General features: G+C 74.8%; 18 protein-coding genes. 11 read left to right on the forward strand and 7 right to left on the reverse strand.

The genetic code is table 11. From position 1 onward, the window contains the following. The first annotated feature begins 281 nt into the window (after positions 1 to 281). From O7622_RS25115 to crtI, 6 genes are read left to right on the forward strand one after another with little or no spacing between them, the layout of a single operon-like run. Entirely contained in the window at positions 282 to 770 is a 489-nt protein-coding gene (locus O7622_RS25115) for a YbaK/EbsC family protein (protein WP_282310626.1), read from the forward strand. Continuing rightward, the gene (locus tag O7622_RS25120) at positions 767 to 1,495 is read left to right on the forward strand and encodes a monooxygenase (protein ID WP_282310627.1); all 729 of its coding nucleotides are present in this window, start codon (positions 767 to 769) and stop codon (positions 1,493 to 1,495) included. Before O7622_RS25115 ends, O7622_RS25120 begins: the two co-directional genes overlap by 4 nt. Next, the gene (locus O7622_RS25125; RefSeq protein WP_282310628.1) at positions 1,492 to 2,046 is read left to right on the forward strand and encodes a GNAT family N-acetyltransferase; all 555 of its coding nucleotides are present in this window, start codon (positions 1,492 to 1,494) and stop codon (positions 2,044 to 2,046) included. Before O7622_RS25120 ends, O7622_RS25125 begins: the two co-directional genes overlap by 4 nt. Next, positions 2,043 to 2,846, forward strand: a complete 804-nt coding sequence (locus O7622_RS25130; RefSeq protein WP_282310629.1) for a carotenoid biosynthesis protein — start codon at positions 2,043 to 2,045, stop codon at positions 2,844 to 2,846. The genes O7622_RS25125 and O7622_RS25130 overlap by 4 nt, the downstream gene beginning before the upstream one ends. Next, a complete protein-coding gene (locus O7622_RS25135; RefSeq protein ID WP_282310630.1) occupies positions 2,843 to 3,970 on the forward strand; it encodes a glycosyltransferase family A protein in 1,128 nt (375 codons plus the stop codon). Before O7622_RS25130 ends, O7622_RS25135 begins: the two co-directional genes overlap by 4 nt. Before the next feature lie 11 nt (positions 3,971 to 3,981). Beyond that, positions 3,982 to 5,469 (forward strand): phytoene desaturase family protein, encoded by a 1,488-nt coding sequence (gene crtI, locus O7622_RS25140; protein ID WP_282310631.1) that lies wholly within the window; start codon positions 3,982 to 3,984, stop codon positions 5,467 to 5,469. A gap of 109 nt (positions 5,470 to 5,578) precedes the next feature. Here the strand turns inward: crtI and O7622_RS25145 are convergent, their stop codons facing one another. Both O7622_RS25145 and metF read right to left on the reverse strand, forming a co-directional pair. Then, complete coding sequence (locus O7622_RS25145; protein WP_282310632.1) at positions 5,579 to 6,268, reverse strand: CDP-alcohol phosphatidyltransferase family protein; 690 nt, start codon at positions 6,266 to 6,268, stop codon at positions 5,579 to 5,581. A 44-nt stretch (positions 6,269 to 6,312) separates the two neighbouring features. Beyond that, positions 6,313 to 7,230 (reverse strand): methylenetetrahydrofolate reductase [NAD(P)H], encoded by a 918-nt coding sequence (gene metF, locus O7622_RS25150; RefSeq protein WP_282310633.1) that lies wholly within the window; start codon positions 7,228 to 7,230, stop codon positions 6,313 to 6,315. 226 nt (positions 7,231 to 7,456) lie between these two features. Here metF and O7622_RS25155 point away from each other — a divergent pair, with 226 nt between their 5' ends. Both O7622_RS25155 and O7622_RS25160 read left to right on the forward strand, forming a co-directional pair. Then, the gene (locus tag O7622_RS25155) at positions 7,457 to 8,905 is read left to right on the forward strand and encodes a helix-turn-helix transcriptional regulator (RefSeq protein ID WP_282310634.1); all 1,449 of its coding nucleotides are present in this window, start codon (positions 7,457 to 7,459) and stop codon (positions 8,903 to 8,905) included. 61 nt (positions 8,906 to 8,966) lie between these two features. After that, positions 8,967 to 10,049: a polyprenyl synthetase family protein gene (locus O7622_RS25160; RefSeq protein WP_282310635.1), complete on the forward strand. Its 1,083-nt coding sequence runs from the start codon at positions 8,967 to 8,969 to the stop codon at positions 10,047 to 10,049. A gap of 104 nt (positions 10,050 to 10,153) precedes the next feature. On the opposite strand, the gene O7622_RS25165 is transcribed toward O7622_RS25160, so the two are convergent. After that, the gene (locus O7622_RS25165; RefSeq protein ID WP_013287637.1) at positions 10,154 to 10,534 is read right to left on the reverse strand and encodes an Rv2175c family DNA-binding protein; all 381 of its coding nucleotides are present in this window, start codon (positions 10,532 to 10,534) and stop codon (positions 10,154 to 10,156) included. A gap of 142 nt (positions 10,535 to 10,676) precedes the next feature. Between O7622_RS25165 and pknB the strand changes: the two genes are divergently transcribed. Together pknB and O7622_RS25175 are read left to right on the forward strand one after the other, a co-directional pair. After that, positions 10,677 to 12,662, forward strand: a complete 1,986-nt coding sequence (gene pknB, locus O7622_RS25170; RefSeq protein ID WP_282310636.1) for a Stk1 family PASTA domain-containing Ser/Thr kinase — start codon at positions 10,677 to 10,679, stop codon at positions 12,660 to 12,662. Further along, the gene (locus O7622_RS25175) at positions 12,659 to 13,528 is read left to right on the forward strand and encodes a deoxyribonuclease IV (protein ID WP_282310637.1); all 870 of its coding nucleotides are present in this window, start codon (positions 12,659 to 12,661) and stop codon (positions 13,526 to 13,528) included. Before pknB ends, O7622_RS25175 begins: the two co-directional genes overlap by 4 nt. A gap of 97 nt (positions 13,529 to 13,625) precedes the next feature. Here O7622_RS25175 and O7622_RS25180 read toward each other — a convergent pair whose 3' ends face one another. The 4 genes from O7622_RS25180 to O7622_RS25195 all read right to left on the reverse strand — a co-directional run bounded on the left by O7622_RS25180 (position 13,626) and on the right by O7622_RS25195 (position 18,550). Beyond that, a complete protein-coding gene (locus O7622_RS25180; protein ID WP_282314220.1) occupies positions 13,626 to 14,600 on the reverse strand; it encodes a GntG family PLP-dependent aldolase in 975 nt (324 codons plus the stop codon). 162 nt (positions 14,601 to 14,762) lie between these two features. Next, on the reverse strand, positions 14,763 to 16,169 hold the full coding sequence (locus tag O7622_RS25185) for a 3-deoxy-7-phosphoheptulonate synthase class II (protein ID WP_282310638.1): 1,407 nt from the start codon (positions 16,167 to 16,169) through the stop codon (positions 14,763 to 14,765). 57 nt (positions 16,170 to 16,226) lie between these two features. Continuing rightward, positions 16,227 to 16,742 (reverse strand): hypothetical protein, encoded by a 516-nt coding sequence (locus O7622_RS25190; protein ID WP_282310639.1) that lies wholly within the window; start codon positions 16,740 to 16,742, stop codon positions 16,227 to 16,229. 173 nt (positions 16,743 to 16,915) lie between these two features. Next, on the reverse strand, positions 16,916 to 18,550 hold the full coding sequence (locus O7622_RS25195) for a glycosyl hydrolase family 18 protein (protein WP_282310640.1): 1,635 nt from the start codon (positions 18,548 to 18,550) through the stop codon (positions 16,916 to 16,918). 143 nt (positions 18,551 to 18,693) lie between these two features. Between O7622_RS25195 and O7622_RS25200 the strand changes: the two genes are divergently transcribed. Then, positions 18,694 to 19,182, forward strand: a complete 489-nt coding sequence (locus tag O7622_RS25200) for a glutathione peroxidase (RefSeq protein WP_282310641.1) — start codon at positions 18,694 to 18,696, stop codon at positions 19,180 to 19,182. The last annotated feature ends 3 nt before the right edge of the window (positions 19,183 to 19,185 follow it).

Raw genomic sequence — 19,185 nt, forward strand, 5'->3', positions numbered from 1 at the left:
ACCTCCCGGAAGCCGGTGCCGCGAAACACCGCTTCCGGAGCATTCGACGAGTGCGCGACCGGCTCGGATCAGCCGGGCCAGCCGGGGAGCTGAGCCACTTGCCGTTCGCGCCGAACCGACTTCGAGCCGAACCTGACTTCGAGCCGAAATCGAACACTCGTTCTAACTACCCCGACAGTACACCTCCCCACCGACGAAAACGCAACGTGTGACGCGCCGGGGACGCACGGGAGGGCGACGCCCCCGGCAGGGCCGTACCGGGGTGGGGGAAGAATGGGTGCATGCAGCCACACCCGAACGTGCAGGCGGTGCAGCGCGTGCTCGACGACGCGGGCGCGCGGAACGGATCGGGCGAGGCCGGCCTCGTCCGGCTACTGCCCGAGGCGGTGCACACCGCGGCTGCGGCGGCCGAGGCGCTCGGCGTCTCCGTCGGCGCCATCGCCAACTCGCTGATCTTCGACGCGGACGACGCGCCGCTGCTGGTGCTCACCTCCGGCGCGCACCGGGTGGACACCGCCGGGCTCGCCGCCACGCTGGGCGTGACCCACCTGCGCCGAGCCAGCCCGGAGTTCGTCAGGCGGCACACCGGGCAGGCGATCGGCGGCGTCGCACCGGTCGGCCACCCCGCTCCGCTGCGCACAGTCGTGGACACCGCCCTGGCCGGGTACGACGAGGTGTGGGCCGCAGGCGGCGTACCCCGGGCGGTGTTCCCCACCACGTACGCGGAACTGCTGCGGATCACCGCCGGCACCCCGGCCGAGGTGGCGTGAACCCCGGACTCGTCACGCTGCACGTGTGGCGTGTGCAGCGCCGGGCCGTACCCGGTGTGCTGGGCCGGATGGCCACCCACCCGGCACGGCTGCGCCGGCTGCCGGGCGTCCGCTTCGCCAAACTGCTCGGCACCGGGACCGGCACCGGCTTCGGCCCCGGCGACGCCGACCTGACCCGGTGGGCCGCGCTCGTCGTGTGGGACTCCCCCGCCGACGCGGCCGGCTTCGACGCCTCCCCGGTCGCCCGCTCCTGGACCCGGATCGCCAGCGCCACGGTACGGGTGGACCTGCGCCCGCTGACCAGCCGCGGCCGGTGGTCCGGCCGCGAGCCGTTCGGCACGCCGTCCGGCGGACGGGTCACCGGGCCGGTGCTGGCGCTGACCCGGGCCCGGCTGCGGGCCCGCCGCGCGGCCACGTTCTGGCGGGCGATCCCGCCGGTCGCCGGCGCCCTGCACGCCGCGCCCGGACTGCTCGCCCGGTTCGGCGTCGGCGAGGCGCCGCTGGGCTGGCAGGGCACTGTGAGCGTGTGGCGCGACCCGGCGGACCTGGTCGCGTTCGCGTACCGTTCCCCGGAGCACCGCGCCGCGATCACCCGCACCCCCACCGAGGGCTGGTACGCGGAGGAACTGTTCGCGCGGTTCGCGGTGGGCGACGTGGTCGGCGACCGTACGGTGCTGGGCTGGGCCGCCGAGGGCGCCCCGGAGACGGCGAGAGGGCACGCATGAGGCTGGTGCGGTGGACACCGGACGACCTGGTCCGGCGGCTGGACGACGTGGTGGCCGTCTACGGCGAGGCGATGGGCTACCGGCCCGACCTGCTGGAGGCCCGCCGCGGCTACATCGCCACCCACGTCCGCCGGCCCGGCTTCCGCGCCGTCGCCAGCCTGACCAGCGAGGGACACCTGGCCGGTTTCGGGTACGGCTACCGGGGCGCCACCGGGCAGTGGTGGCACGACCAGGTGCACCGGGCGTTGAACGCGCAGGCCCGGCAGCGCTGGCTGGCCCACCCGTTCGAGGTGGTGGAGCTGCACGTCCGGCCGCCCGCGCAGGGGCACGGCCTGGGCGCCCGCCAGTTGCGCGCGCTGCTCGCCGTGGCCGAGGGCGACACCACGCTGCTGTCCACGCCGGAGGCCGACGAGGAGAAGTCCCGGGCCTGGCGGCTGTACCGCCGGTTCGGCTTCGTCGACGTCCTGCGCCACTTCCACTTCCCCGGCGACGAGCGGCCGTTCGGCGTACTCGGCCGGGACCTGCCGCTGCCCCCGCCGGGCGCCCCGTGAGCGCGCGGCTGCCCTGGGCGCTGCTGGCCGTGCTGGTGCTCGCCCAGATCTGCTACCCGCTCACCGGCGGCGCGACCCGGGCCGGGCTCACGGTGGCCGCTGTGGTGCTCGGCTGGCTGCTCTCGGTCGGCCACGCGTTGCTGACCCGCGGCGTCCGTACCGCCGTCGCGCTGGTCGCTGTCGTCACCGGCGGCGGGTTCGCGGTGGAGGCGGTCGGCGTGGCCACCGGGTTTCCGTTCGGCAGCTACGACTACTCCGGCGAGCTGGGCCCGAAGCTGGCCGGGGTGCCGCTGATCATCCCGCTCGCCTGGACCTGGATGGCCTGGCCGGCCTGGCTCACCGCGGTCCGGCTCGTCCGCTCCCGCGTCGCGCGGATCGCGCTCTCGGCGGTCGGGCTGGCCGCCTGGGACCTGTTCCTCGACCCGCAGATGGTGGCCGAGGGCTACTGGACCTGGCTCGACGCCACCCCGGCGCTGCCCGGGCTACCCGGCATCCCGGTCAGCAACTACCTGGGCTGGCTGGGCTTCGCGGTGCTGCTCGCCGTCGCGCTGCGCCCGCTCGCCGGGCCGTCGGCGGACCGGGTCGACGGCCGGGACGCACCGATGTTCGCGCTCTACCTCTGGACGTACGCCTCCAGCGTGCTGGCGCACGCGGTGTTCCTGCGGCTGCCCGCGTCGGCGCTGTGGGGCGCGGCCGGGATGGCGGTCGCGGCGGTGCCGCTGGCGGTGACGCTGTGGCGGGCCCGTCAGGACCGGGCCGGCACGCCGGAGCCGGCGCCGCGCGTCGACGCCCCGGCATGATCGCCGCCCTCGCGCTGGCCGTGGCGGTCGCCGCGCTAACCGGGCACACGCTCGTCAACGCGTTCGCCTGGCTGCGCCGCCCGGCCGCCGGCCCGGCCGAGGTGACCGAGCCGGTGGCGGTGCTGCTGCCGCTGCGCGACGAGGCCGGACGGGTCACCCCGTGCCTGCGCGCGCTGCTGGCCCAGCGCGGCGTGCCGGACCTGCGGATCGTGGTGCTCGACGACGGCTCGACCGACGGCACCGCCGACGTGGTCCGCGCGGTGGCCGGCGACGATCCCCGGGTCACGCTGCTCACCGGCGTCGCCCCGCCGCCGGGCTGGCTGGGCAAGCCGCACGCCTGCTGGCAGCTCGCCACCCGGACCGGCCCGGAACCGGCAGTGCTGGCCTTCGTCGACGCGGACGTGGTGCTCACCCCGGACGCGGTGGCGGCGGCCGTGACCGAGTTGCGCGCGGCTGACGCGGCGCTGCTGTCGCCGTACCCCCGGATCGTGGTGCGGACGGCGGCCGACCGGCTGGTGCAGCCGCTGTTGCAGTGGTTGTGGCTGACGTTCCTGCCGCTGCGCGCGATGGAACGCTCGCGGCGGCCGTCGCTGGCCGCGGCGGGCGGGCAGTTCCTGGTCGTGGACCGGGCCGGCTACCTGCGGGCCGGCGGGCACGCGGCGGTGGCCGACAAGGTGCTGGAGGACATCGAGCTGGCCCGGGCGGTGAAGCGGGCCGGCGGGCGGATCGCGCTGGCCGACGGATCCCGGCTGGCGTCCTGCCGGATGTACGACACCTGGCCGCAGCTGCGCGACGGCTACACCAAGTCGCTGTGGGCGACGTTCGGGCATCCCACCGCGGCGGCGGCCGTGCTGGCGCTGCTGGTCGCGCTCTACGTCGCGCCGCCGCTGCTGGCCGCCGGGGCGCTGATCGCCGGCGCGCCGGCGGTGGCCGCTGTGGCGTTCCTGGCCTACCTGGCCGGCGTCGCCGGGCGGGTGGTCAGCGCCCGCGCCACCGGCGGGCGGGCGTGGCCCGACGCGCTGGGCCACCCCGTGTCGGTCGTGGTCCTCGGTTGGCTGACCGTCCGGTCGTACCATCTGCGGAAGCGACGCCGGCTCACCTGGCGGGGTCGCCCGGTCACCTAGGAGGGGCACCCATGGCGCGCATCGTGGTCATCGGCGCCGGGGTGGGCGGGCTCGCCACCGCCGCCCGGCTCGCGGTCACCGGGCACGAGGTCACCGTCCTCGAACGGGCCGGCACGGTCGGGGGGAAGCTCGGCCGGTACGCCCACCACACCCCGGAGGGGGTGTGGCACTTCGACACCGGGCCGAGCCTGTTCACCCTGCCGCAGGTCTTCCACGACCTGTTCGAGGCGACCGGGGCGAAGCTCGACGAGTACCTCGACCTGGTCCCGCTGGACCCGATCGTGCGGCACGTCTTCCCCGGCGGCGAGCAGGCGCTCGACTCCTGCGCCGACCCGGACGAGTTCGCCGCCCGGATCGGCGCCGCGTTCGGCGACCGGTCCGCCGCCGACTGGCGCGGGCTGTGGCGGCGCGCCGGCCGGGTGTGGGCGGCCTCGCACCGGGACATCCTGCGCCGTACCGTCGACTCGCCCCGCGACCTGGCGGCGCTGGCCTGGCGGCTGGGCGACCTGGCCGCGATCGGTCCCGGCCGCAGTCTGCGCGGGCTGGGCCGCAGTCACCTGTCCGACCCGCGGCTACGGATGCTGCTGGACCGGTACGCCACGTACACCGGCGCCGACCCGCGCCGCGCCCCGGCCGCGCTCGTCGCCGTCCCCTACGCCGAGCTGGCGTACGGCGGCTGGTACCTGCGCGGCGGGCTGGGCACGCTCGCCGACGCGCTGCTGTCGCGCTGCCTGGACCTGGGCGTGACGGTACGCACCGACGCCACTGTCACCCGGATCGACGCTGCGGGCGGGCGGGTGCACGGGGTACGCGTGGCGGGGACGGCCGCGCCGGTTCCGGCCGACGTGGTGGTGGCGAACGTGGACGCACTCACCGTCTACCGGGACCTGCTGCCCGACCCGCGCCGCCTGGCCGCGCTCACCGACCGCAGCCTGGCCGGGTTCGTGCTGCTGCTGGGCGTGCGCGGCGACTCCGGGCCGGCCCACCACACCGTCTTCTTCCCCCGCGACTACGACGCCGAGTTCGACGCCGTGTTCGGTGACCCGGGTCGCGGGGTGCGGGCCCGCCCGGCGCCCGACCCGACCGTGTTCGTCACCGCCGCCGACGACCCGGCGGTCCGCCCGGACGGCCACGAGGCGTGGTTCGTGCTGGTCAACGCGCCCCGGCACGGCACCGCAGCGAGCGCCGTGGACTGGCGGCGGCCCGGCCTGGCCGAGGCGTACGCGGACCGGATCCTGGACGTGCTGGCCGAGCGCGGTGCCGACGTGCGGGACCGGCTGGTGTTCCGGGAGATCCGTACCCCGGCCGACCTGGACGCGGCGACCGGCGCGCCGGGCGGGGCGATCTACGGCACCGCGGGCGGGCTGCTGCGCCCGGCCAACCGGGGTCCGGCGGCCGGGCTCTGGCTGGTCGGCGGCTCCAGCCACCCGGGCGGCGGGCTGCCCATGGTCGCGTTGTCCGCGGAGATCGTCGCCGAGGCGGTCGGCCCGGCCTGGTGAGGTGTAAGGAGGGGGCCCTTCTTAACGCCTCCGGTAGAGGAGGGGGCCCTTCTTAACACGGGCTGACCGCCGCGCCCGCTCCCCGGCTGCGCGGGCGCGGGCCCGGCGGTCAGCCGGCGTCGACCAGCGCGCGGCGGACGGCGGAGAGCAACTGACCCAGGCCGAACCCGGCGAGCAGCACCCAGACCGTGGTGGCCATGGTGATGGTGCCGGCGGTCAGGTCGGCGTCGACCAGCCCGGTGAGCCCGGCGACCAGCAGCCCGACCAGCGCGACGCAGACCCGGGTCGGCCGCTCCCCCACAGTCACCGCGCCGATCTCGCGCATCCCGGCCGACACCGCGCGCGCCCGCACGTACTCGTGCAGCCAGGACAGGCCACCGGCCGCCGCCACCAGCGCGCCCGGCGCGCCGAGCAGCCAGAACGCGACCAGCCAGGCCACCTCGCCGAGCCGGTCGGCGACCGAGTCGTACACGTAGCCCAGGCGCGTCGTCCGGCCGGTGGCCACCGCCACCGCGCCGTCGACGCTGTCGGCCACGGCCGCCAGCAGCACGAACAACGCGCCCAGGAACGGCCCGTTGCCGGGCCGCTCCACGAACAGGGGTACGCAGAAGCAGAGCAGCACCCCGAACACGGTCACCGGGGTCGGGCCGACGCGCAGCCGGCCCAGCACGTAGCCCACGTGGTAGGCGAAGCGCAGCCAGGCACGCACCACCGGCGCGGCGGTACGCGGATCGAAGCCGCCGTGCAGCCGCGCCCACGCGGTCGCGTACTGGTCCCAGTTCAGCTGTGTGCCCACCACGGATCAACCGTAGAAGCACGGCGCGGGTGTCGTGTGGCGGGTGGTCACACCCGTGCGGCGGCGCGCAGCCGCTGCCACACCTCCCGGGTGGCCGTGGACCGGTTGAGCGTGATGAAGTGGATCCCCGGCACGCCCTCGTCGAGCAGCTTCTCGCACATCTCGCTCGCCTGTTCGACGCCGAGGCGGCGTACCGCCTCCGGGTCGTCGGCCACCTGCTCGAACCGCTCGGCCAGCGCCGGCGGGAACGGCGCGCCGGACAACTGCACCGAGCGTTCGATGGTGCCGATCTGGGTCACCGGCATCACCCCGGCCAGGATCGGCGTGTCGCAGCCGGCGGCGGCCACCCGGTCGCGCAGGCGCAGGTAGTCGTCGGCGTCGAAGAACATCTGGGTGATCGCGAACTCCGCGCCGGCCCGGCACTTGCGGACGAAGTGCGCGGTGTCGCTGTCCACGTCCGGCGAGCGCGGGTGCTTGTACGGGAACGCGGCCACGCCGACGCTGAAGTCGCCGCTGTCGCGGACCAGCCGGACCAGGTCCTCGGCGTACCGGACGCCCTCCGGGTGGGCGATCCACTCGCCGCCCGGGTCGCCCGGCGGGTCACCCCGCACGGCCAGCACGTTGCGCACCCCGACCGAGGCCAGCCGGCCGATCACGTGCCGCAGCTCGGCCACCGAGTGGTTCACCGCGGTCAGGTGCGCCATCGGCAGCAGCGTCGTCTCGGTGGCGATCCGCTCGGTCACCGCCACCGTGGTGTCGCGGGTCGAGCCGCCCGCGCCGTAGGTGATCGACACGAACGAGGGACGCAGCGACTCCAGCTCGCGGATGGCCTGCCAGAGCAGTTTCTCCCCGGCCGGGGTCTTCGGCGGGAAGAACTCGAAGGAGAACGTGGGACGGCCGTCACGGATCAGCTCCCCGATGGCCGGCTGGGGATTGGGAAGGACCGAGGGAAGACCGAGCGCCACGGACCGACTGTAACCGGGACGGCACGCCTCACCGGGAATCTTCCCAGCCCGCGAACACCCGCCCCGGCGCGACGTCGTACCCCGGGGGTAGAAAGGCGGCAGCGCGGTGGGCGGCCGACGGCCGTCCCGGGGGCCCGCGCGGGGGTCGCCACGACGGCGACGCACCGGCGCCACCACCGGGCCGGGCGTCCGCGTCGCCATCCGCGCCGTCGCCCCGGAGGTTCCGATGATCCCGTCCCCGCCGCCGGGCCCGCGCCTGCTCGGGCCGCTGCTGGCCGAGTTGCGGGCCGCCCGTGGCTGGAGCCAGCAGCGGATGGCCGCCGAGCTGTGCGCCGCCTCCGGCGTGCCCACGCTGACCAGGAACGAGGTGTCCCGCTGGGAGCGTCAGTTGCGGCTTCCGGGCGACTTCTGGTCCGCCTGGCTGGCGACGGTCCTGGGGGTGCCGGGCGAGCTGCTGGCCGAGGCCGCCGCCCGCAGCCGACGGCTGGGCGTGGTGCCCGCCGCCGTCGGCCCGGCCGGATCCCGCGCCCGGCTGGCCCTGCTCACGCTCGCGTACCGCTGGGCGGCCGACCCGGGCGGCCGCACGCCGGCCGGTCCGTTCGCCGCCGCGCCGCCGCCGCTGCCCGGCCGTCCCGGACGGGACGACGAGCACCGATCCGGCCGGCACGTCCCGCGCATGTCCGTCGCGGACGAGTCCGGGCCGCTCGGCGTCCACGTCCCGCGCGGGCCGGACGACGGGCCCGCCGGTTCCGGTCGTGGTCACCCGGCGGACGGGGTGACGCTCGCCACGCTGCGGCGCTGGGACGACCTGCTCGGCGGCGGCGACCTCGCCGGGCACGGCGCCCGCCGGCTGCGGCAGGCGGTCCGCGGCTACCGGCGCGCCGGGCCCGCCGGCCGTCGCGCGATGCTGCCCGCGCTCGCGGAGTCGGCGCAGCTCGCCGGGTGGCTGGCCGCCGACGCGGGTGACCTCGGCGGGGGCCTGGTCGCATACCGGCTGGCGCTGCGGGCGGCGGTGGCCGCCGGGCAGCCGCCGCTTGCCGGGCACGTGCTCGCGTCGGCCAGTCACCTGCTGGCCGACGCCGGCGACCCGGCCGGCGCGCTGGTCCTGGCCCGGATCGGGTACGCCGCCGGCCGTGCCACCGCCTCACCCGGCCTGCGGGCGCTGCTGCTGCACCGGGTGGCACTCGCCGCCGCGCTCGCCGGGCGTCCCCGCGCGGCCGGGCAGGCGCTGGCCGGTGCCGATCGGGCCGGCACGCCGGAGCCCGGCCGGGAGCCGCCCTGGCTCTACTGGCTCGACGCGGCCGAACTGGCGGCGATGACCGGGCGCACGCTCGTCGCGCTGGGCCGTCACGCCGCCGCAGTGCCGCTGCTGACACCGGTGGTGGGCGCGCGGGGCCGCCCGCGCCGGTCGGCCGTGTACGGCGGCTGGCTGGCCCGCGGCCACCTGGGCCTGGGCGCGGTGCCCGAGGCGTGCGCGGTGGCCGGCGAGGCGCTGCTCGACGCGGTCCGGTCCGGATCCCCCCGGGCCGTCGGCCAGCTCACCGCGTTGCGTCGCGGCCTGGCGCACGCGCCGCCCGGTCCGGCCACCCGGGGGTACGCCCGGCTGGTCGCCGCGGCCCGCCCCTACCTGCCGTCCGGCGTGCCGCGCCACCTGCGCGACGGTCCGCGCCGGTGAGCCACGAGGCACGCCGGGGCGGGGCACGGCGGGAACGGGTGCGAACCGCTAGCGTCGTGGCGTGACCCACGCTGCTCCCGTATCCCCCGTCGACCGTGCCGGCCTGCGCCAGCGGATCGACAAGGCGCTCACCGAGTTCCTCGCCGGCCAGCGCGGCTGGCTGACCGCCGTCGACGACGGCCTGCTGCCCGTCGCCGAGGCGATCGAGGCGTTCGTGCTGGGCGGCGGCAAGCGGCTGCGCCCGGCGTTCGGTTACTGGGGTTACCGGGGCGCCGGCGGGGTCGACTCCGACCAGGTCGTCGCCACCCTTGCCGCACTGGAGTTCGTGCAGGCCAGCGCGCTGATCCACGACGATCTGATGGACCGGTCGGACACCCGGCGCGGCGAGCCGGCGATGCACAGGCGGTTCGCCGCCCGGCACCGCACGGCCGGCTGGGGCGGCGACGCGGACTCCTTCGGCGACGCCGCGGCGATCCTGCTGGGCGACCTGTGCCTGGTCTGGTCCGACGAGCTGCTGCACTCCTCCGGCCTGCCGCCGGCCACCGTGGCCCGGGCCCGGCCGGTCTTCGACGAGATGCGTACCGAGGTGACCGTCGGGCAGTACCTGGACGTGCTGACCCAGGCCACCGGGGACACCTCGCTGGACCGGGCCGCCAAGGTGGCCCGGTACAAGTCGGCGAAGTACACGGTCGAGCGCCCGCTGCTGCTCGGTGCCGCGCTGGCCGGCGCGCCGCCCGAGGTGCACGCCGCGTACTCGGCGTACGGGCTGCCGCTGGGTGAGGCGTTCCAGCTCCGCGACGACGTGCTGGGGGTGTTCGGCGACCCGGAGCGCACCGGCAAGCCGGCCGGCGACGACCTGCGCGAGGGCAAGCGGACGTACCTGGTGGCGGCGGCACTGGAGACGCTCGACCCGGCCGGCCGGGAGGTGCTGCTGGCCGGGCTCGGCGTACCGGACCTGGACGCGGCCGGGGTGGACCGGCTGCGTGAGCTGATCACCACGAGCGGCGCGCTGGAGCGGGCCGAGCGGCACATCAGCGCGCTGACCGAGAGCGCCCTGGCCGCGCTCACCGCTGTCGACCTGGACACCGAGGCCCGCCAGGCCCTGGTCGACCTGGCCATAGCCGCCACCCGCCGCCCCGCCTGACCGCCCCTTCCCCCACCCGCCCCCGAAGCGGTCGATCATGAAGTTGGCGGCACTTCAGGAGATCGACTCCGCCGCCAACTTCATGATCGACGAGAACGGTGGGGCTAGAAGGCGACGGCCTGGGCTCGGCGTTTCACCTCTCGGGCCAGGTCGCCGCCGAGGGCTACGGCGGGGGTGCCGGGAAGGGTGGGGTCCTCCCGGTAGAGCCAGCGCAGCGCCTCCTCGTCGTCGTAACCGGCGTCGGCGAGCAGGTTGAGCACTCCGGGCAGGTGCTTGAGCACGGTGCGGTTGGCCACCAGGTCGGCCGGGATCCGGCGGACGCCGTCGCGGCGCACCGCGATCAGCTCACGGTCGCGGATCATCTGGTGCACCTTGCTGATCGACAGGTCCAGGCGCTCGGCCACGTCGGGCAGCGTCAGCCAGCCGGCCGGGTCGGCCGGTCCGGCCAGTTCGGGGCCGGTCTCGGCGGGTACGGAATCGGTCACCCGACCACCCTGCCACGTGCCCGCCGGACCCGGTGCACGGCACCCCGCACCGCCGCCGGGAGCGCGGCGGTCCCCCCTTGTCGCAACCCGGCGGTAGCATCCTGTTCTACCTTCATCCTTCCGACACATAGACTGCCTGCCGATGGACACACAGGTCGCCGACACGTTGCTGGGCTCGCTGATCGAGGGGCGCTACCGCATTCGCGGGCGCGTCGCCCGTGGCGGCATGGCGACCGTGTACACCGCCACCGACGAGCGCCTGGAGCGCACCGTGGCGGTCAAGATCATTCACCCGACCCAGGCGCCGCAGGCCAAGGCCCGGATGGCCGGCTTCGTCGAACGCTTCACCGACGAGGCGAAGACGATCGCCCGGCTCACCCACCCGAACGTGGTGGCGGTCTACGACCAGGGCATCCACGCCGGCCTGCCGTACCTGGTGATGGAGTACGTCCGCGGCCGTACGCTGCGCGACGTGCTCGCCGAGCGCCGCCGGCTCAACCCGGACGAGGCGCTCGCGATCACCGAGCAGATGCTCGCCGCGCTCGCCGCCGCGCACCGGGCCGGCCTGGTGCACCGCGACGTCAAGCCGGAGAACGTGCTCGTCGCCGAGGTGCCCACCGGCGGCAGCCGCAACCTCGTCGACAGCGTGGTCAAGGTGGCCGACTTCGGGCTGGCCCGGGCCGTCGAGGCCAGCGCCGAGGACGAGAACGGCAACCAGCTCATGGCGACAGTGGCGTACGTGGCGCCGGAGCTGGTCACCCAGGGCCACGCGGACCCGCGCACCGACGTCTATTCGGCCGGCATCGTGCTGTTCGAGATGCTCACCGGCCGGGTGCCCTACGACGGCGACCGTCCGGTGGAGGTCGCGTGGCAGCACGTCGACCGGGACGTACCGGCGCCGTCGACGCTGGTGCCGACACTGCCGCCGGCTCTCGACGCGCTCGTCGCCCGGGCCACCCGGCGGGATCCGGCCGGCCGCCCGGCCGACGCCGCGGCGCTGCTGAGCGAGGTGCAGGCGGCCCGCGAGGAGCTGGGCAACCCGCACGCGCACACCACTGTGCTGCGGCAGCTCAGCGACGACACGGCGGTCCTGAGCCAGCCGACCCAGCTGGTGGCCGCGCTCCAGCCGGTCGAGCGCCCGGCGTGGGCCCGGCTGCCCGAGGGCGGCGCCGCGCAGCGCCCGCACCGGCGCCGCGCCGCCGAGGAGGACGGCCCGGGGACCGGGTTCGCCGCCCTGCGTACCCGGATCATGGGCTCGCCGCGCGGACGGCTGGCCGTCGCCGCGGCGGTCGTGGTGCTCGGCCTGGTCGCCGCTGTGGGTGGCTGGTGGTTCGGCGTGGGCCGCTACACGGTGGCGCCGCAGATGGTCAGCCTGACCAAGGCCGACGCGGAGGCGCAGGCCCAGCGCGGCGGCTTCACGCTGCGGTACGCCACTCCGCGCCACGACGAGAACGTCCCCAAGGACACAGTGCTCGGGCAGTCTCCGGGCTCGGCCGCGCGGATCGTCAAGGGCGGCACGATCACGCTGACCCTGTCGCTCGGTCCGGAGCGGCTGCCGGTGCCGGACGTGGTGGGCAAGGACTACGCGCTGGCCCAGGCCGAGCTGGAGGGCGCCAACCTGGTCCCGGTCAAGGGCTCCTCCCGGTACGACGACACGCTGCCGGCGGGTGTGGTGCTGGCCACCGACCCGAAGGTGGGCACAGTGGTCAAGCCCGGGGCGAAGGTGACGGTGATCCTCAGCAAGGGGCGCGCGCCGGTGACGGTGCCCAACCTGGTCGGCAAGAGCCTCGCCGAGGCGCGCACCATCCTCGCGCAGCTCGGGCTGAAGCCGGTGGAGAACGTCAAGGACTCCGACAAGCCGAAGGACGAGATCCTCGGCCAGAGCCCGGCCGACGGCACCGGCGTGGAGAAGGGAGCCCAGGTCAAGCTGGAGATCAGCAAGGGTCCGCCGCAGGTGGCCGTCCCCCGGGTGATCGACATGCCCTGCCAGCAGGCCAAGCAGACGCTGGAGAGTCAGGGCTTCCCGGTCAACGTCCAGCTCAACCCGAACGGCATCGCCCGGCTCCAGAACCCGGCCGAGAACACGCCTGTGCCGCCGGGCACGACGGTCACGGTGACGTGCCTGTGAGCGGATGCGACGGCCGCCGCCGGGTGGGGTCGCACACCCCCACCTCCGGCGGCCTGGCCCGGGCGGCCCTGCCGTACGCGGACGCGGCCGAGTCCGAGGTGGTGCAGGTCTACGTCTCGAACTCGCGCGGCTGGGCGCTGCCGGCCGGCGACCCGGCGCAGGACGCGTTGTTCCGCGACGGGTGCGGCGAGCGCGGGCTGCCCGTGTTCGTCCACGCGTCGCTGCTGGTCAACCTCGGCTCCCCCACCCCGGCGACTGTGACCCGGTCGGCGGAGACGCTGGCGCACGCGCTGCGGCGGGGCCGGGCGATCGGCGCCGAGGGCGTGGTGTTCCACGCCGGCAGCGCCGTCGACGCCGGTCACGCCGAGGCGGCCCTGCGGCAGGTCCGCGAGGCGCTGCTCCCGCTGCTCGACGAGATCGCCGCCACCGGCGGGCCGATGCTGCTGGTCGAGCCGAGCGCCGGGGGCGGCCGGTCACTGGCGTCCCGGGTCGAGCACCTCGGCCCCTACCTGGAGGCGGTCGACCGGCACCCGATGCTCGGGGTCTGCTTCGACACCTGTCACGCCTGGGCGGCCGGTCACGACCTGGCCGCCGAGGGCGGCATGACCGCCACGCTCGACACGCTGGTCGCCACGGTGGGCGCGGACCGGCTGCGGCTGGTGCACGCGAACGACTCGAAGGACCTGTGCGGCTCCACCCGGGACCGGCACGAGAACATCGGCAAGGGCACCATCGGCGAGCCGGCGTTCGCCGAGCTGATGCGCCACCCGGCGACCGCCGGGGTGCCCGTGCTGGTGGAGACCCCCACGGAGAAGCACATCGGCCACGCCGCCGACATAGCCACCCTGAAGCGCCTCCACCCCTGACGGGTCCGCCCGCCCCTCCTCCCCCGCATCACTCCGGTGATGGGAATCGGACACGAACTCCTCGATCACCTCGGCGTGGCGGGGTGGAGGCGCGAGGTCAGGCGCGCAGGGCGGTGTCCAGGATGGTGGCGGCGCGGTCGATCTGCGCGCCGGTGGCGTCCAGGTGGGTGACCAGCCGGGCGGTACGCGGGCCGAGCACCGAGATCAGCAACCCCTCCGCCCGCGCGGCAGCCGCCAGCGCGTGCGCGTCCAGCGGGTGCTTGGTCAGGTCCAGCGGCACGACGTTGGTCCGCACCACCGACGCGAGCACGCCGTGCGGGGCGACCGTCTCCGCCAGCCGGGCCGCCTTCACGTGGTCGTCGGCGAGCCGCTCGACGTGGTGCGCCAGCGCGTACCGGCCGGCGGCGGCGAGGATGCCGACCTGCCGCATGCCGCCGCCCATCCGCTTGCGCAGGAACCGCGCCCGGGCGATCTTCTCGGCACTGCCCACCACCAGCGAGCCGACCGGCGCGCCGAGCCCCTTGGAGAGGCACACCGAGAGCGTGTCGAACAGCACGCCGTACGCGGCCAGCGGCACCCCGTCGGCGACGTGCGCGTGCCAGATCCGCGCGCCGTCGCAGTGCAGGGCCACCCCGTGCTCGTCGGCGACCTCACGCATCCGGCGCAACGTCGGCAGCGGGATCACCCCACCGCCGCCCCGGTTGTGGGTCTGCTCCACGGCGATCGCACGCGTGGGCACCGCGAAGTAGCCGTCCGGCCGGATCATCCCGGCGACCACGTCGGGGTCCAGCTCCGCGCCCACCGCGGGCCAGGTCCGCGAGGAGATCCCGCCGTACGCGGCGGCGGCGCCGACCTCGTACGTGACCACGTGCGCGTCGGCGTCGCAGAGCAGCTCGTCGCCCGGCGGCACGTGCAGCTGGAGCGCGAGCTGGTTGGCCATCGAGCCGCTCGGGGCGAACAGCGCCGCCTCGTGGCCGAACAGCGCGGCCACCTCGGCCTCCAGCGCGGTGACGGTCGGGTCCTCGCCGTAGACGTCGTCGCCCACCTCGGCGGCGGCCATCGCCTCCCGCATCCCCGGCGTCGGCCGGGTCACGGTGTCCGTCCGCAGATCGATGACGTCAGCCACTGTGCCCCTTTCGGCTGCCGACTGCGGGGCTCGCAAGCTCACTCCTCGCGTCAGCCACTGTGCTCCTTTCGGCTGCCGGCTGCGGGGCTCGCAAGCTCACTCCTCGCGTCAGCCACGGAGCATCTCCGCCACCAGGAACGCCAACTCCAGCGACTGCTGGGTGTTCAGCCGGGGGTCGCAGGCGGTCTCGTACCGGTCGGGCAGGTCGAGGTCCTCGATGCCCTGGGCGCCGCCGAGGCACTCGGTGACGTCCTCGCCGGTCAGCTCGACGTGCAGGCCACCCGGGTGGGTGTCCAGGCCCCGGTGCACCTCGAAGTAGCCGAGCACCTCGTCGACGATCCGGTCGAAGTGCCGGGTCTTGTAGCCGTTCGAGGACTCGTGCGTGTTGCCGTGCATCGGGTCGCACTGCCACACGACCTTCGCCCCGGCGGCGGTGACCTTGGCGACGATCGGCGGCAGCGCGTCGCGGACCCGGTGGTTGCCCATCCGGCTGATCAGCGTGAGCCGGCCCGGGATGTTGTCCGGGTTGAGCTTCTCGCAGAGTTCGATCGCCTCGTCCGGCGTGGTCGTCGGGCCGAGCTTGACGCCGATCGGGTTGGCGATGCGGGAGATGAAGTCGATGTGCGCGCCGTCGATCTGCCGGGTCCGCTCACCGATCCAGAGGAAGTGCCCGGACAGCCCGTACGCCTTGCCGTTGGAGATCCGGGTCAGCGCCCGGTCGTACTCCAGCGCCAGCGCCTCGTGCGAGCAGTGCAGCGTGACGGTACGCAGCGCCTCGTCGTCGGTCATGCCGCAGGCGCGGATGAAGGCCAGCGCCCGGTCGATCTCGCGGGCGATCGCGTCGTAGCGCTCGCCGGCCGGGGACCGCCGGACGAAGTCCTTGTTCCAGTCGTGCACGGCGTGCAGGTCGGCCAGCCCGCCGGCCAGGTAAGCCCGGAGCATGTTCATCGCGGCGGCCGAGTTGGCGTACGCCCGGATCATGCGCTGCGGGTCGGCGACCCGCGCCTCCGGCGTGGCCTCCAGGGAATTGATCATGTCGCCGCGGTAGGCGGGCAACCCCCGGGCGTCGGTCGGCAGGGACCGGGGCTTGGTGTACTGGCCGGCGACCCGGGCGACCTTGACCACCGGCAGCGACGCGCCGTAGGTGAGCACGATGGCCATCTGGAGCAGCGTGCGGGCGTTGGCGAGCAGGTGGCTCTCGGTGTTGTCGGCGAAGGTCTCCGCGCAGTCACCGCCCTGGAGCAGGAACGCCTTGCCCTCACAGACCAGCGCGAGCCGCTGCCGCAACTGGTCGACCTCGTAGGGCGCGACCACCGAGGGCACTGTGTCCAGCACCTGGCAGACCTCGGTGACCTGGGCCGGGTCGTCCCAGGGCGGGGTCTGGGCGCGCGGCAGCTCCCGCCATCGGTCGAGGCCGAGGGCCGCGTCCTCGGCGGAGTCGGCGGTCGGGCGGCTGGTCTGCAGACCAGGGCTGCCCACGGCGGGGTGACTCAGCTGATGCCACTCATGGCGCATGAAGGGAAGCGTACGGCGACCGTCACGATCACTCGCCGCCGAGGGGGATGGTTCCGGTCACTGGGAGGGCACCGGCGAGGGCGGCGCCGCCGGGTCGGCGGTCGACTCGACCGCGCGCTCGCCGGGCGCCTCGCCGGAGATGCACCAGTCCGCACCGTTACGGGTGACGGTGAACAGCAGCGACCGGGCGGCCTTGCGCGCGCCGGCGGCAACAGTGATCGACGCGCTGACCTCCTGGCCGTTCGGGCCGGAGCGGACCTCGGTGATCGTCGCCTCGGGCACCGTGAAGTGGTCGGCGAAGTCGCCGTTCGGGCCGGTGGCGGCGGAGTCGAAGGCGGCGTGCATGGGCGCGCAGAGCTGGCTGCGGCCGGCGGCGGCGTCGCGGGCGGTGAGCGCGTCCAGGTACGCCTGCACCCGTTCCCGGCTCTTGGCCGCCGCCTCCTCGGCCGGAGCCTTCCCGGTGGGCGGGGTCTCGCCGCCGCCCTGACCGCCCGAGCCGCAGGCGGCCAGGGCGGCGGGCAGGAGCGCGAGGAGGGCGAGCCCGGCGAACCGGTCCCGGTGGCTGCGACCCATCTGTCCTCCCGTCGCGTGGACTCGTCGAGCGGCGAGTGTGCCACACCCGGCCCGCGTGGCCGGGTGACTCCCCATCCTGACCCGGATCGGCGCGCTCGGCCAGGACGGCACGCGGGCGGGGAGGGGCCGGTGCGGCCCCTCCCCGCCGGGTGGGTGGTGCGTCGGCCCTCGGCTCAGCCGAGACCGCCCTTGATGGCGCCGATCAGCTCACCGTTGCTGGTGTCACCGGAGAGCTCCCAGAAGAAGGCGCCACCGAGGCCCTGGCTGTTGGCGTAGCTCATCTTCCCGCCGATGGTCGACGGGGTGTCGTAGCTCCACCAGTTGCTGCCGCACTTGGCGTACGCCGTGCCGCCGACGGTGCCGGTGGCCGGGCAGCTGTTCTTGAGCACCTTGTAGTCCTCGATGCCGGCCTCGTAGGTGCCCGGGGCCGCGCCGGTGGCGCTGCCGCCGGGTGCGGCCTGGGTCACACCGGTCCAGCCGCGTCCGTAGAATCCGACGCCGAGCAGCAGCTTGCTGGACGGAATGCCCTTGGACTTGAGCTTCTGGATCGCCGCGTCCGACCAGAAGCCCTGCTGCGGGATGCCCGCGTAGGAGTAGAGCGGCGAGTGCGGCGCGGTCGGCCCCTGGGCGTTGAAGGCGCCGAAGTAGTCGTACGTCATCGGCATCAGCCAGTTGAGGTTGTTCACGGCGCCGGCGTAGTCGGTGGCGTCGATCTTGCCGCCGTTGCTGCCGTCGGCGGTGATCGCCGCGGTGACCAGGAAGCTGGAGCCGAACTTGCCCCGCAACGCCGAGATCACGTTCTTGAACGCGTTCGGGCCGCTGCTGTCGCACTGGAGGCCGCAGGCGTTCGGGTACTCCCAGTCGATGTCGATGCCGTCGAAGACGTCCGCCCAGCGCGGGTCCTTGACCAGCGAGTAGCAGGAGTCGGCGAACGCGGCCGGGTTCTGCGCGGCCTGGGTGAAGCCGCCGGACCAGGTCCAGCCGCCGAAGGACCAGAGCACCTTCAGGTTCGGGTACATCTTCTTCAGCTTGCGCAGCTGGTTGAAGCTGCCGCGCAGCGGCTGGTCCCAGGTGTCGGCGACGCCGTCGACGCTGTCCGCCGCGGTGTACGCCTTCTCGTAGTCGGCGTAGCTGTCCCCGATGCTGCACCGGCCGCCGGTGGTGTTGCCGAAGGCGTACAGGATGTGGGTCAGCTTGGCGGCCGAGCCGCTCGTGTGGATGTTCTTGACGTGGTAGTTGCGGCCGTAGACGCCCCACTCGGCGAAGTAGCCGACGATCTTCTTGCCGCCGGGCGGCGGCGTGGTGGGCGGCTGCGTGGTCGGCGGGGCGGTCGTCGGCGGGGCCGTGGTGGGCGGCGCGGTGGTGGGCGGCTTCGTGGTCGGCGCGGTGGTCGTCGGCGTGCCGCCGCCGGTGCAGGAGCCGCCGTTGATCGTGCAGCTCACCGGCGCCTTGTACGCGCCGGTGCCGTTGTAGCCCCAGCTGAAGCTGGCACCAGGCGCGAGCGTCGCGGCCCAGCTCTTGTTGACCGCCACGTAGCGGTCACCGCTGCGGGTGACGTCGGCGTCCCAGGAACTGCTGATCGAGGTGCCGGAGGGCAGCGTGAACTCGATGCGCCAGCCGTTGACCGTGGAGCTGGTGCCGTTGGTGACTGTCACCCGCCCCTCGTGGCCGGTCCCCCAGTCCTGCACCTTGGCGAACGTGGCGGTGACGCTGCCGGCGGCCGACGCGGTGGTCATGGGCACCGCGGCGACCGCGAGCGCGACCACGGCGCCGGTGGCCCACAGGGCCTGGCGGAGCGATCTCTTCATACGGCGTCCCTCCAATAGTTAGGAAACTTTCCAAATTGATTGCTGAGACGCTACTCACGCCGTCACCACTTCGTCAAGATGTAGATGCATCGATTTCACGGGTGACGCGGGACGGTGGTCGCGAGGGGTCGTAACCTCGTCCCATGACCGTTTTCGACGTCCAGATCGACGCCCTCACCGGCGGCCCGGCCGACCTCGGCCGCTACCGCGGCCGTGCCCTGCTCGTGGTCAATGTGGCCTCCCGCTGCGGCCTCACACCGCAGTACGCGGGCCTCCAGGAACTCGCCGGCACCTACGCCGGACGCGGGCTGACGGTGCTCGGGGTGCCGTGCAACCAGTTCGCCGGCCAGGAGCCGGGCAGCGCCGCCGAGATCGAGGAGTTCTGCCAGGTCAACTACGGCGTGACGTTCCCGCTGACGGAGAAGGTCGACGTCAACGGGCCGGACCGGCACCCGCTCTACGCGGAACTGGTGTCCACGCCGGACGCCGAGGGGCACACCGGCGACGTGCGCTGGAACTTCGAGAAGTTCCTCGTCGCGCCGGACGGCACTGTGGCCGCCCGGTTCGGCCCGCAGGTCACGCCCGAGGACCCCGAGCTGCGCGCGGCGATCGAGAAGGTTCTGCCGGCCTGACCG

Origin of the sequence: Micromonospora sp. WMMD1076, from assembly GCF_029581475.1 — a bacterium.
GTDB classification, from domain to species: Bacteria; Actinomycetota; Actinomycetes; order Mycobacteriales; family Micromonosporaceae; genus Micromonospora; species Micromonospora aurantiaca.

Excerpts from the sequence above, each read along its gene's own strand:
- crtI (WP_282310631.1), top strand. The coding sequence starts at position 3,982 with ATGGCGCGCATCGTGGTCATCGGCGCCGGGGTGGGCGGGCTCGCCACC.
- O7622_RS25135 (WP_282310630.1), top strand. The coding sequence starts at position 2,843 with ATGATCGCCGCCCTCGCGCTGGCCGTGGCGGTCGCCGCGCTAACCGGG.
- O7622_RS25125 (WP_282310628.1), top strand. The coding sequence starts at position 1,492 with ATGAGGCTGGTGCGGTGGACACCGGACGACCTGGTCCGGCGGCTGGAC.
- O7622_RS25180 (WP_282314220.1), bottom strand. The coding sequence starts at position 14,600 with ATGCGGGAGGCGATGGCCGCCGCCGAGGTGGGCGACGACGTCTACGGC.
- O7622_RS25185 (WP_282310638.1), bottom strand. The coding sequence starts at position 16,169 with ATGCGCCATGAGTGGCATCAGCTGAGTCACCCCGCCGTGGGCAGCCCT.
- O7622_RS25115 (WP_282310626.1), top strand. The coding sequence starts at position 282 with ATGCAGCCACACCCGAACGTGCAGGCGGTGCAGCGCGTGCTCGACGAC.
- O7622_RS25155 (WP_282310634.1), top strand. The coding sequence starts at position 7,457 with ATGATCCCGTCCCCGCCGCCGGGCCCGCGCCTGCTCGGGCCGCTGCTG.
- pknB (WP_282310636.1), top strand. The coding sequence starts at position 10,677 with ATGGACACACAGGTCGCCGACACGTTGCTGGGCTCGCTGATCGAGGGG.
- O7622_RS25195 (WP_282310640.1), bottom strand. The coding sequence starts at position 18,550 with ATGAAGAGATCGCTCCGCCAGGCCCTGTGGGCCACCGGCGCCGTGGTC.
- O7622_RS25190 (WP_282310639.1), bottom strand. The coding sequence starts at position 16,742 with ATGGGTCGCAGCCACCGGGACCGGTTCGCCGGGCTCGCCCTCCTCGCG.
- O7622_RS25200 (WP_282310641.1), top strand. The coding sequence starts at position 18,694 with ATGACCGTTTTCGACGTCCAGATCGACGCCCTCACCGGCGGCCCGGCC.